Origin of the sequence: Paracoccus bogoriensis (genome assembly GCF_019431455.1) — a bacterium.
Taxonomy (GTDB): Bacteria; Pseudomonadota; Alphaproteobacteria; order Rhodobacterales; family Rhodobacteraceae; genus Paracoccus; species Paracoccus bogoriensis.
Map to the genome: position 1 here is coordinate 1 of NZ_JAHYSR010000002.1, position 12,541 is coordinate 12,541.

At 65.6% G+C, this 12,541-nt stretch carries 11 protein-coding genes; 9 read left to right on the forward strand and 2 right to left on the reverse strand.

From position 1 onward, the window contains the following. On the forward strand, positions 1–241 hold a 241-nt coding region (locus tag KY389_RS01070; protein ID WP_219828874.1), incomplete at its 5' end, for a transposase. A gap of 19 nt (positions 242–260) precedes the next feature. Here the strand turns inward: KY389_RS01070 and ubiB are convergent. Both ubiB and ubiE read right to left on the reverse strand, forming a co-directional pair. Then, positions 261–1,796 carry a 2-polyprenylphenol 6-hydroxylase gene (gene ubiB, locus KY389_RS01075; protein ID WP_219828875.1) on the reverse strand — a complete coding sequence of 512 codons (1,536 nt, stop codon included), beginning with the start codon at positions 1,794–1,796 and terminating at the stop codon, positions 261–263. Between the two features lie 4 nt (positions 1,797–1,800). Further along, positions 1,801–2,547, reverse strand: a complete 747-nt coding sequence (gene ubiE, locus KY389_RS01080) for a bifunctional demethylmenaquinone methyltransferase/2-methoxy-6-polyprenyl-1,4-benzoquinol methylase UbiE (RefSeq protein WP_219828876.1) — start codon at positions 2,545–2,547, stop codon at positions 1,801–1,803. A gap of 100 nt (positions 2,548–2,647) precedes the next feature. Here ubiE and mutM point away from each other — a divergent pair, with 100 nt between their 5' ends. From mutM to KY389_RS01120, 8 genes are all read left to right on the forward strand, one after another. Then, positions 2,648–3,493: a bifunctional DNA-formamidopyrimidine glycosylase/DNA-(apurinic or apyrimidinic site) lyase gene (gene mutM / locus KY389_RS01085; protein ID WP_219828877.1), complete on the forward strand. Its 846-nt coding sequence runs from the start codon at positions 2,648–2,650 to the stop codon at positions 3,491–3,493. A 69-nt stretch (positions 3,494–3,562) separates the two neighbouring features. Then, complete coding sequence (locus tag KY389_RS01090) at positions 3,563–4,339, forward strand: enoyl-CoA hydratase (protein ID WP_219828878.1); 777 nt, start codon at positions 3,563–3,565, stop codon at positions 4,337–4,339. Positions 4,340–4,511: 172 nt separating this feature from the next. Beyond that, positions 4,512–4,781, forward strand: coding sequence for a 30S ribosomal protein S20 (gene rpsT, locus KY389_RS01095; protein ID WP_219828879.1), 270 nt, complete (start codon positions 4,512–4,514; stop codon positions 4,779–4,781). 533 nt (positions 4,782–5,314) lie between these two features. Then, positions 5,315–6,676: a chromosomal replication initiator protein DnaA gene (dnaA, locus tag KY389_RS01100; protein WP_425517130.1), complete on the forward strand. Its 1,362-nt coding sequence runs from the start codon at positions 5,315–5,317 to the stop codon at positions 6,674–6,676. An 86-nt stretch (positions 6,677–6,762) separates the two neighbouring features. After that, on the forward strand, positions 6,763–7,881 hold the full coding sequence (dnaN, locus tag KY389_RS01105) for a DNA polymerase III subunit beta (protein WP_219828881.1): 1,119 nt from the start codon (positions 6,763–6,765) through the stop codon (positions 7,879–7,881). Further along, positions 7,878–8,954, forward strand: a complete 1,077-nt coding sequence (recF, locus tag KY389_RS01110; protein ID WP_219828882.1) for a DNA replication/repair protein RecF — start codon at positions 7,878–7,880, stop codon at positions 8,952–8,954. The genes dnaN and recF overlap by 4 nt, the downstream gene beginning before the upstream one ends. Positions 8,955–9,155: 201 nt before the next feature. Continuing rightward, positions 9,156–11,591 carry a DNA topoisomerase (ATP-hydrolyzing) subunit B gene (gene gyrB / locus KY389_RS01115; RefSeq protein ID WP_219828883.1) on the forward strand — a complete coding sequence of 812 codons (2,436 nt, stop codon included), beginning with the start codon at positions 9,156–9,158 and terminating at the stop codon, positions 11,589–11,591. Between the two features lie 174 nt (positions 11,592–11,765). Beyond that, positions 11,766–12,506, forward strand: a complete 741-nt coding sequence (locus tag KY389_RS01120; RefSeq protein WP_219828884.1) for an outer membrane protein — start codon at positions 11,766–11,768, stop codon at positions 12,504–12,506. Positions 12,507–12,541 lie beyond the last annotated feature (35 nt).

Genomic DNA, 12,541 nt, shown 5'->3' on the forward strand with positions numbered 1-12,541 from the left:
TGATGCCGACTGGTTCCGGGAAGCGTTGAAAGACAAGGGGATAAAGCCTTGCATCCCAGGTCGGAAGTCCCGAGGAAGGGCTGTCCGCTACGACCGACGCCGCTACAAACGCCGCAACCGGATCGAGATCATGTTCGGCAGGCTCAAGGACTGGCGCCGCATCGCCACCCGCTACGACAGGTGCCCCAGGGGGTTCCTCTCTGCCGTCACCCTCGCCGCTACCGTCCTGTTCCGGCTTTGACAATCAATGAGCCTGGAGCCTAAAGCGACAGTCCGATCCCCAGCCCCGCCGCCAGCGCCAGCGCTGCGATCACCGCCAGATCCCATCCCGACCGGCGGCGCGGGGTGCGCGCAGCGGCGGCCTGTTCGGGATGGGCGCGTTCCCACAGCGCCTGTTCCACGATGCGCGGCAGAAGCGGCCCATAGCGCCCGATGGTCTGCACGATCTGGCCCATATCGCCGATCGCGGCCCTGGGTCCGATGCTGGCCTTGATGTAATCCGACACGACGGGCTTTGCGGCCTGCCAGATGTTCAGTTGCGGGTCGATGGACCTGGCCACGCCCTCGACCACGACCATGGTGCGCTGCAACAGGATCAGTTCGGTCCGGGTGGGCATCCCGAAACGTTCCGTCACCTCGAACAGGTAGGCCAGCAGGTTGCCCATGCTGATGCGGCTGGCATCGGCGCCGAAGATCGGCTCGCCCACGGCCCGTAGGGCGCGGGCAAAGGCCGCCTCGTCGCGGTCGCGAGGGACATAGCCCGCCTCGAAATGGACGCGGGCGACCATGCGGTAATCACGCTGGATGAAGCCATAGAGGATCTGGGCATAGACGCGGCGGGTATAGTCGTCGATCTCGCCCATGATACCGAAATCATAGGCGATGATGTCGCCATTCGCGGCTACCTTCAGGTTGCCGTGATGCATGTCGGCGTGAAAGAAGCCGTCGCGCAGCGCGTGCGACAGAAACAGCTGGATCACCCGCCGCGCCAGATCGCGCGTGTCGTGACCCGCCGCGATCAGCGCCTCGCGGTCGCCCATCGGCAGGCCCTCGGCCCAGTCTGCGGTCATCACGCGGCGGCTCGACAGCGACCAATGCGGCAGCGGCACCCGAAAACCCGCATCCTGCGCCGTGTTCTCGGCGAATTCCGAAGCGGCGGCGGCTTCGAGCCGCAAGTCCTGCTCGGCCGTGACGGTCTGCTCGAAATGGCTGACCACATCGCGCGGGCGCAGGCGACGGGTGCCGGGAGACAGAAGTTCGATCAGCCGCGCGCCGAAATGAAAGGCGTCGATGTCGCGCTTGAAGGCCGCGCCGATGCCGGGACGCACGACCTTGACGGCGACTTCGCGGCCCGTGCTGCGCACACGGGCGCGGTGGACCTGCGCGATCGAGGCGGCGGCGACGGGATCGGAAAACTCGCTGAAAAGCTCATCGACCGGGGCGCGCAATTCGGCCTCGATCACGGCCTTGGCGATGGCGGTCGGGAAAGGTGGCAGGCGATCCTGCAACATCCGCAACTGTCCCGCCAGTTCCGGCCCGACCACATCGGCGCGAGTCGAGAGAATCTGCCCGAACTTGATATAGGCCGGTCCAAGCGCGGTAATCGCTCGCGTGATCGGCGGCAGGGTCGGATCGCCCTTGTAGCCAAGCCAGCGGAAGGGCCATCCCAGGACGCGGGCGGCGACCCGCAGCCGGATCGGCGCGTCCACCGCGTCCAGCACCGCGGCCATCGCGCCGGTGCGCTCGAACGTGGCGCCGGTGCGGATCAGGCGCCATATCTGGTGAGGACCGCGCATCAGGCTACAGCTTCCAGCCGGAATGGATTGCCGCAATGCCAAGCGACAGGTTGCGCCATTGCACGCGGCCAAAGCCCGCCTCGCGGATCATCTGGGCAAAGCTCTCCTGATCGGGGAATCTGCGGATCGATTCGACCAGGTATTGATAGCTGTCGCGGTCGCCCGTCACCGCCTGACCCATGGCCGGGATGATGTTGAAACTGTAGCGGTCATAGGCCCATTGCGCGGCCGGAACCGGGATCTGGCTGAATTCCAGCACCATCAGCCGCCCGCCGGGGCGCAGGACGCGGTAGGCCTCGGCCAGGGCGTCCGGGATGCGGGTGACGTTGCGGATGCCGAAGCTGATCGTGTAACGGTCAAAGCTGTCATCGGCGAAGGGCAGCGCCATCGCATCGCCCGTGACCCAGGCCAGCCGGTCGGCCTTTTCCATGGCCTCGGCGCGTTTGCGGCCCTCGACCAGCATCTGTTCGGTCATGTCGCAGACGGTGACACGCGCGCCCGGTGCCCGGTCCAGGAAGCGGAAGGCCACATCGCCCGTCCCGCCCGCCACATCCAGCAGGTGCTGGCCGTCGCGCGGCGCAAGCCAGTCGATCAGCGCAGCCTTCCACAGCCGGTGAATCCCCGCGCTCATCAGGTCGTTCATCAGATCATAGCGCGAGGCCACGGACGAAAAGACGCCATGGACCATCCGGGCCTTCTGATCCTCGTCCACGGTCCGGAAACCGAAATGGGTCTGTCTGCTGTCGGTCATGCGCTTGCCGTTTCCCCGTTGCGTTGCCAGATATGCCCGGCCCGCGCCCGGCACAATGGCCGGGGCACGCGGCAGGCACAATGCGACGAAAGGGACGGAATTGCCAGAACTGCCAGAGGTCGAGACAGTCCGCCGCGGCCTGGCCCCTCATCTGGAGGGTGCCCGCATCACCCGCGCCGAGGCGCGCCGCCCCGATCTGCGCTGGCCGCTGCCGCCCGATCTGGTGCAGGTGCTGACCGGCGCGACCGTGGTGGCGCTGCGGCGGCGGTCGAAATATCTGCTGGCCGATCTGGACCGCGGCGGCAGCGTCCTGTGGCATCTGGGCATGTCGGGCCGGATGCTGGTCGAGGGCGCGGCGCCCGGCCAGTTTCACCGCGACCCGGCCATCCATGCGCGCCACGATCATGTCGTGCTGGTGACGGAGGCGGGGACGACCATCACCTTCAACGACGCGCGCCGCTTCGGCATGGTGGACCTGATCCGCGAGGGGCAGGCCCATCCGCTTCTGGATCATCTGGGGCCGGAACCCTTCGATCCGGTCTTTGACGCGGCCTATCTGCGCGCGGTCCTTGCCGGGCGGCGCGTGCCGGTCAAGCAGGCGCTGCTGGATCAGCGCATCGTGGCCGGGCTGGGCAACATCTATGTCAGCGAATCCCTCTGGCGGGCGGGGATCGACCCTCGGCGCGCAGCGGGCCGGATCGGGCCTGCGCGCATCCAATCGCTGGTCGGCCATATCCGCGACGTTCTGGCCGAGGCGATCCAGGCCGGCGGCTCGTCCCTGCGCGATCACCGGCAGGCCAGCGGAGAACTGGGCTATTTCCAGCACAATTTCCGCGTCTATGGCCGCGCGGGCCAGCCCTGCCTGCGTCCGGGCTGCGGCGGGCAGGTGGCGCGGATCGTCCAATCGGGGCGCTCCAGCTTCTACTGCCCGGGCTGCCAGCGTTGAGGTCTTGGATTTCCGACCCCTGACCTGCTAGGGTCCGCGCCACTGACATTGTCAACGAGGTCCAAGGCCATGGCTTACGAAACCATCATCGTCGAGATCGAGGATGAGGTCGCCCTGATCCGGCTGAACCGTCCCGAGGCGCTGAACGCGCTGAACTCGACCCTTCTGGCAGAGCTGTCGCAGGCCGTGACCGAGGCCGACCGCAACGACAAGGTCCGCTGCATCGTGCTGACCGGCAGCGAAAAGGCCTTTGCCGCGGGCGCCGACATCAAGGAAATGTCCAGGAAAACCTTCGTCGATGTCTATGACGAGGATCTGTTCGGCCCCCAGATCGACGCGATCAGCCGTGTCCGCAAGCCGATCATCGCCGCCGTCAGCGGCTATGCGCTTGGCGGCGGCTGCGAATTGGCGATGGTCTGCGATTTCATCATCGCCGCCGAGAACGCCAAGTTCGGCCAGCCCGAGATCAATCTGGGCGTCGTCGCGGGCATTGGCGGCACGCAGCGCCTGACGCGGCTGATCGGCAAGTCCAAGGCGATGGACATGAACCTGACCGGCCGCTTCATGGACGCGGCCGAAGCCGAACGCGCGGGCCTTGTCAGCCGCGTCGTGCCGACCGCCAAGCTGATTCCCGAGGCGATGGCCGCCGCCCGCAAGATCGCCGAAAAGTCCCGGATCGCCGCCCGCACAGTCAAGGAGGCCGTGAATCGCGCCTACGAGACGACCCTGCGCGAGGGCCTTCTGTTCGAGCGCCGCGCCTTTCACGCGCTGTTTGCCACCGAGGACCAGAAAGAGGGCATGGCCGCCTTTCTGGAAAAGCGCGAGGCGCAGTTCCGCGACCGCTAGGGCGTTCTTGTGCCGATCGGGGGCTTTCCTTTTCGGCGCGCCTGCCCTATAGGCCTGCGTCACATGCGCGTGGGCCCGCTTAGGCAAGAATCATGGCTATCCCCGATCGGGGTGGCGCCTTGGGGCTTTTGTGCAACCGAAACGCAAGAAAAGACCGCAAGGAACCAGGATCATGGCCAATACGCCCCAGTCCAAGAAACGCGCCCGCCAGATCGAGCGCCGCACCAACATCAACAAGGCCCGCCGCTCGCGCATCCGCACCTTCCTGCGCAAGGTCGAGGCCGCGATCGCCTCGGGTGATGCCGATGCGGCGAAGCTGGCTCTGCAGAACGCCCAGCCCGAGCTGATGCGGGGTGTGACCAAGGGCGTCGTCCACAAGAACACTGCCGCGCGCAAGATCTCGCGCCTGGCTGCCCGTGTGAAGGCCCTGTCGGCCAGCTGATCGCACATCGCGCCATCAGCCACAGGACATTGAAAATCCGGCCCTTGCGGGTCGCCGACCATCCATGGGGCGCGCATCCATATGCGCGCCCTTTTTGCCTGCGCGACCGGCCACATTGCCGATAAATCGTTCAGAAACAGACGGCTCGGGAAATTGTCAGCAGAGTCAACGGCCTTGCAGATTCGCGCGCGAGTCGGGCCTGTCAAGCGCATAGTTCGGTTGCAGCGAGGCGCAGGCTGGGGCTAGTTTCCCTCCTGCGATTCACGTCGCCTTGGGGGATGGGTCGGCTGTCCGGCATCACGTCGGAAAAGCGGCCGGTTGCAATGCAACATGCATTTGCTGCTCTCGGGCCGTTGATTGCCGGCTGCCACCGGTTATCGACGTTCCAGTGCTTGTGAAGGGAACGGGCTTTGCCCCGGCAATCGGCCATTGGGCCGATCGGGTCGGCTTTTTCGTTTCGCACCCCGGGGACATTCGCAAGGGCCTGCGGATCAATCGCAGGTTTCGGGGACAGGTATGGGGCTAAGGGTCGGATGATGGACAGGATCTGGGTGGCGGCGTGCGCCGAGCTTGAGCAGAGCGTGGGGCCGAACAACTACAACCACTGGATCAAGCCTCTGCGTCTGACCGGCATCGAGGATGGCGCCGCGCGGCTTGCCAGCCCGACGCGCTTCATCTCGGACTGGGTGAACCGCCATTTCGCCAAGGATATCGTCGCCGTGCTGAACCGCGCCGGCGCCGAGGTCGAGCGCCTGCGGTTCGAGGTTGCTCAGGCAGCCCGCCCCTCGGCACAGTCGGCCCCGATCTCGACCGCAGAGGCTGCGCCCGCGCCCACCACCCGCGCACCGCGCGCGGATCTGGGCGCGCCGCTGGATCCGCGCTACACCTTCGCCAATTTCATCGTGGGCAAGCCCAACGAGCTGGCCCATGCCGCCGCCCGCCGCGTGGCCGAGGGCGGGCCGGTGGGCTTCAACCCACTGTTTCTCTATGGCGGCGTGGGTCTGGGCAAGACGCATCTGATGCACGCCATCGCCCATGAGTATCAATTCCGCCACCCTTCGGCGCAGGTTCTGTATCTCTCGGCCGAACAGTTCATGTATCGCTTCGTGCAGGCGCTGCGCGAAAGCGCGATCATGGATTTCAAGAGCATGTTCCGCAATGTGAACATGCTGATGGTCGATGACGTGCAGTTCATCGCCGGCAAGGACAGCACGCAGGAAGAGTTCTTCCACACCTTCAATGCCTTGGTCGATCAGGGCAAGCAGATCGTCATTTCCGCCGACCGCGCCCCGGCCGAGATCAAGGGCCTTGAGGAACGCATCAAGTCGCGCCTGTCCTGCGGGCTGATCGTGGACCTGCATCCCACGACCTATGAACTGCGCCTGGGCATCCTGCAATCCAAGACCGAGGTGTTCCGCGCCCAGCATCCCGACCTGGAAATCGGCGCGGGCGTGCTGGAATTCCTGGCCCACCGGATCAGCACCAACGTCCGCGTGCTGGAAGGCGCGCTGCAGCGGCTCTTTGCCCATGCCAGCCTGCTGCGCCGCGAGATCACGCTGGAGGTCGCGCAGGAATGCCTGACCGACATTCTGCGCACGAATGACCGCAAGGTCTCGATCGACGACATCCAGCGCAAGGTGGCCGAGCATTACAACATCCGCCTGGCCGACATGATCGGTCCCAAGCGCGCCCGCAATGTCGCGCGCCCGCGCCAGATCGCCATGTATCTGTCCAAGCAGATGACCAGCCGGTCCCTGCCCGAGATCGGCCGCCGCTTCGGCGGGCGCGATCACACCACGATCATGCACGGCGTGCGCAAGGTCGAGGAACTGATCGCCGAGGACAGCAGCCTGGCCGAGGATATCGCCGTGCTCAAGCGGATGCTGGAAGCCTGATCACGAAAATCTTGTGACCGCTTCGCCGGACCGCTAAAGATCAGGTCCGACGCATGGCCGCAGGGCCAAAGGGACAGGGGAAGCTGATGAAATTCGCCATCGAACGTGCCGTTCTGGTCAAGGCCGTGTCTCAGGCCCAGTCCGTCGTCGAGCGCCGCAACACCATCCCGATCCTGGCCAATGTTCTGATCGAAGCCAGGCCCGAGGGCGTCAGCTTCCGCGCCACCGATCTGGACACCGAGGTCGTGGACCGCGCCATGGCCCAGGTGGACCGCCCCGGCGCCACCACCGTCAGCGCCGTCATGCTGAACGAGATCGCCCGCAAGCTGCCTGATGGTGCGCTGGTCCAGATCAGCAACGACGATGCCTCGGGCCGGCTGTCGGTGCAGGCCGGACGGTCGTCCTTCAGCCTGGCGACCCTGCCACGCGAAGATTTCCCCGTGATGGCCAGCAGCGAATACAGCGCCAATTTCAAGGCCAAGGCCGGGCTGCTCAAACGTCTGTTCGACAAGTCGAAATTTGCCATTTCGACCGAAGAGACGCGTTATTACCTGAACGGCGTCTATATGCATGTGGCCCAGACCGAGGCCGGCCCGATGCTGCGCTGCGTGGCGACCGACGGGCACCGCCTGGCCCGCATCGACGCCCCTCTGCCTGTCGGCGCCGAAGAGATGCCCGGCGTGATCGTGCCGCGCAAGACCGTGGCCGAACTGCGCAAGCTGCTGGATGACGACGATGCCGATATCGCCGTCTCGGTCAGCGAGACCAAGGTCCGCTTCGCCACCGCCGAGATCACCCTGACCTCGAAGGTGATCGACGGCACCTTCCCCGATTACAGCCGCGTCATCCCCACGGCCAACCAGCGCAAGCTGGAGGTGGACGCGACCGATTTCGCCCGCGCCGTGGATCGTGTGGCCACCGTCAGCAGCGAACGCTCGCGCGCCGTCAAGCTGTCGCTGGATCAGGACCGGCTGATCCTTTCGGTGAACGCCCCCGATGCGGGCGCCGCCGAAGAGGAACTGATCGTGGCCTATGCCGACGACGCGCTGGAAATCGGCTTCAACGCCAAGTATCTGCAAGAAATCGCGGCTCAGGTCGATCGCGACAATGCGGTCTTTCTGTTCAACGGCCCCGGCGATGCCGCGTTGATCCGCGAAGGCAGCGACGACAGCGCGGTCTATGTCGTCATGCCGATGCGCGTGTGACGCTGTCGCGCCTGTCTCTGGCGCAGTTCCGGTCCTGGAGGCGGCTGGACCTGTCGCTGGACGCGCGGCCCGTGGCGATCTTCGGGCCGAACGGCTCGGGCAAGACGAATATCCTTGAAGCCGTCTCGATGCTGGCGCCCGGTCGGGGCTTGCGGGGCGCGCCCGCGCCCGAACAGGCGCGGCAGGGACTGGATGCAGGCTGGCGCATCCGTGCGAGGGCCGATGGACGCGCGGTCGAGACGGGTGCCCTGCCCGGCCAGCCGCGCATTGTCCTGCTGGACGACAAGCCCGTGCCACAAACCGCTCTGGCGCGGCTGCTGCGTGTCATCTGGCTGGTGCCGGCGATGGACCGGCTGTGGACCGACACGCCCGAGGGACGGCGCCGCTTTCTGGACCGGATCACGCTGTCGCTGATGCCCGATCACGCCGATCTGTCGCTGGCCTATGACAAGGCGATGCGCGAACGGAATCGTCTCTTGCGCGACCAGATCGGCGATCCCGGCTGGTATCGCGCGCTGGAATCGCAGATGGCCGAGGCAGGCGGCGCAATCACGCGCAACCGCCTGAAGGCGCTGGCCGCCATCATGGCGCATCAGCAGGGCGGCGACTTTCCTGCCGCGCGGCTGGTGCTGATGCCAGGCGAGGGCTTTGCCGACGATTCCGACCCCGCCAGCATCGCGGCACGCCTGGCCTCGATGCGGGGGCGCGATCTGGCGGCGGGGCGCACGCTGACGGGGCCGCATCGCGCCGATCTGGGCGCAAGCTGGGGGCCGCAGGACATGCCCGCCGCCCTGTCCTCGACCGGGGAACAGAAGGCGCTGCTGCTGTCGCTGATCCTGGCCAATGCACGGGCTTTGGCGGATCAGCCTGTCCTGCTGCTGCTGGACGAGGTCGCAGCGCATCTTGACGCCGACCGCCGCGCGGCGCTTTACGACCTGATCTGCGCGCTTCCCGCACAGAGCTTGCTGAGCGGCACGGGGGCCGAATTGTTCGAGGCGATGGGCAGCCGGGCGCGACGCCTGGCGGTGCACCGCGAGGACGGCGCATCCGTCGCAACCGAGGAAACGGAATGACCTTGGGCTTCGATGCGCCAAGACTCTGGGCAGGCGTCCTTGTGGCGATCATGGTGCAGGGCCTGCGGGACGCCTGACTGGGCCGGATCCATCCCGTCCGAAGGGCAGCGAATTGCGGGGTGACGGGAAAAACCCCGTGATCGCGTGACTTTGCCTTGGCAGGTGGCTATATCGGGACAGGATTTACAGGAAACCTGACGCATGAGCCAAGCCGCATCCCAGCCTGTCGAATATGGCGCCGATTCCATCAAGGTTCTCAAGGGCCTGGAAGCTGTGCGCAAAAGGCCCGGCATGTATATCGGCGATACCGATGACGGATCGGGCCTGCATCACATGGTCTATGAAGTCGTCGATAATGGCATCGACGAGGCGCTGGCCGGACATGCCGATTTCGTGCGCGTCAAGATCCATGCCGACAACAGCGTCAGCGTGCGCGACAATGGCCGCGGCATCCCGGTGGACATGCACCCGACCGAGGGGGTCAGCGCGGCCGAGGTCATCATGACCCAGCTTCACGCGGGCGGCAAGTTCGACCAGAACAGCTACAAGGTCTCGGGCGGTCTGCACGGCGTGGGCGTGTCGGTGGTAAACGCGCTCTCGGACTGGCTGGAGTTGCGAATCTGGCGCAACGGCAAGGAATATTACGCCCGCTTTGAAAAGGGCGACACGGTCGAGCATCTGCGGGTGGTGGGCGATGCGCCCGGCCAGTCGGGGACCGAGGTGCGCTTTCTGGCCTCGAGCAAGCAGACCGACCCGAACGGCACCTTCAGCAACCTGGACTACAGTTTCAAGACTCTGGAAAACCGCCTGCGCGAACTGGCCTTTCTGAACAGCGGCGTCCGCATCATCCTGGAGGACGAGCGTCACGCCGAGATCCAGAAGACCGAATTGTTCTACGAAGGCGGCGTCCGGGAATTCGTGAAATATCTCGACCGCTCGAAGACCGCGATCATGCCCGAGCCGATCTTCATCACCGGCGAGAGGGGCGGCATCGGGGTCGAGGTCGCGATGTGGTGGAATGACAGCTACCACGAGACCGTGCTGCCCTTTACCAACAATATCCCGCAACGCGACGGCGGCACCCACCTGGCAGGCTTTCGGGGCGCGCTGACCCGTGTCATCGGCAAATACGCGCAGGACAGCGGCATTGCGAAAAAGGAAAAGGTCGATTTCACCGGCGACGACGCGCGCGAGGGGCTGACCTGTGTGCTGTCGGTGAAGGTGCCCGACCCGAAATTCTCCAGCCAGACCAAGGACAAGCTGGTCTCGTCCGAGGTGCGCCCTGCGGTCGAGGGGTTGGTGAACGAAAAGCTGGCCGAATGGTTCGAGGAAAACCCGAACGAAGCCCGGCAGATCGTCGGCAAGATCATCGAGGCGGCCTTGGCCCGCGAGGCCGCACGCCGCGCGCGCGAGCTGACGCGGCGCAAGACCGCGATGGATGTGGCCTCGCTGCCCGGCAAGCTGGCCGATTGCCAGGAAAAGGATCCTGCGCTGAGCGAATTGTTCATTGTCGAGGGTGACTCGGCCGGCGGTTCGGCCAAGCAGGGCCGGTCGCGCCAGAACCAGGCCGTGCTGCCCCTGCGCGGCAAGATCCTGAACGTGGAGCGCGCGCGGTTCGACCGGATGCTGTCCAGTGACCAGATCGGCACGCTGATCACCGCGCTTGGCACCGGGATCGGTCGCGACGAGTTCGACCTGAAGAAGCTGCGCTATCACAAGATCGTCATCATGACCGACGCCGACGTGGACGGCGCGCATATCCGCACGCTGCTGCTGACCTTCTTCTTCCGGCAGATGCCCGAACTGATCGAAGCTGGCCATCTCTATATCGCGCAGCCGCCGCTCTATAAGGTCGGACGCGGCCGGTCCGAGGTCTATCTGAAAAACGAGGCCGCGCTGGAGGATTATCTGGTCCAGCAGGGGATCGAGGGCGCCAGCCTGCGCCTTGCCTCGGGTGAGGAGATCACCGGCAACGACCTTGCGCGCGTGGTGGACGAGGCCCGCACCGCCCGCCGCTATCTGCGCGCCTACCCCACGCATTACCCGCCCCATATCACCGAACAGGCCGCCATCGCGGGGGCGCTGGTGCCGGGCCGGGTGGACGAGGATGCGCAGGGCGTGGCCGATGCGATCGCTGCCCGTCTCGACATGATCGCCGCCGAATACGAGCGCGGCTGGCAGGGCCGCCCAACGCAAGATGGCGGCATCCGTCTGTCGCGCACCCTGCGCGGGGTCGAGGAGAACCGCAGCCTTGACGGTCAGATGCTGCGCAGCGGCGAAAGCCGTCGCCTGGGCGAGATGACCGCCAGCCTGCAAGAGGTCTATGGCCAATCGGCCAGGCTGATCCGCAAGGATCGCGAACAGGCAATCCACGGACCGCTGAGCCTGCTGCAGGCGATCTTCCTGGAAGGGGAAAAGGGCCTGTCGCTGCAACGCTACAAGGGTCTGGGCGAGATGAACCCCGAACAGCTCTGGGAAACCACCCTGGATCCGGCGGCGCGCACCATGTTGCAGGTGCGAATCGAGGATCTGGCCGAAGCCGAGGATCTGTTCACCAAGCTGATGGGTGACGTGGTCGAACCCCGCCGCGAATTCATCCAGCAGAACGCTCTCAGCGTCGAGAACCTGGATACTTAGCCTAACCTTGCGCATTTGTTGCCCAAATCACACGGGCGCGTTCTGAAGGCCGCGGTCGTGGCGCGGATCGGCTGAGGTTTCGTTTGCCTCCGGGGGGAAAACGGCGTTAATCTTTCGGCGATGTTTCCGCAGTTGTCCCGCATTCGTGCGGCCGTATTGTCCAAGGGGTTCTCCATGAAAATCAAAACCGTCCTTGCCGCTCTTGCCACATCGGTCGCCTTCGGCTCGACCGCGGCTCTGGCCGGTGGCGTCGTCGCGCCCATCGTCGAGCCGGCTCCGGTCGTCGCGCCAGTCGCCGAAATCGGTGCCTGGGAAGGCGCCTATGCCGGCGGCTCGCTGGGCTATTCGTTCCGCGGTAATGACCGCGTCGGCCTTGCGCTGCGCGAGGACGGTGTGCAGACCGGCCGCGAAACCGACCTGACGCGCCTGCGCGTGTCGGGTCCGACGGCTGGCCTGCATGTCGGCTATCGCTGGCAGCGCGACCGTTGGGTCTTTGGTCCCGAACTGGCCATCGAGGGCGGTTCGGTCAAGGATGACGGAGATTTCGTCGTGGACGGCGTGCCCGGCAATGCCGAAAGCCGCGTGAAGAACACCATCGCCCTGGTCGCCAAGACCGGCTATGCGATCGACCCGCAGACGCTGTTCTTCGGCACCTTCGGCGTCACCCGCATGAGCGGCGAATACACACTGACTGGCCCGGCTGGCTCGCAGAGCGAAAGCTACAGCGCCTCGGGCCTGACCGCAGGCTTTGGCGTCGAGCGCATGATCAACCCGACAACCTCGGTCTTTGCGGCCTATGAATATCGCGACTATGGCAGAACCGATGTGGATTTCCCGGTCGATGGCGCCGTGCTGCGCACCGTGGCCACGCCGCGCCACAACAACATCAAGCTGGGCGTGAACTTCCGCTTCTGATCCGCGAATGCCATGACGATGGAAGGCCGGTCCCC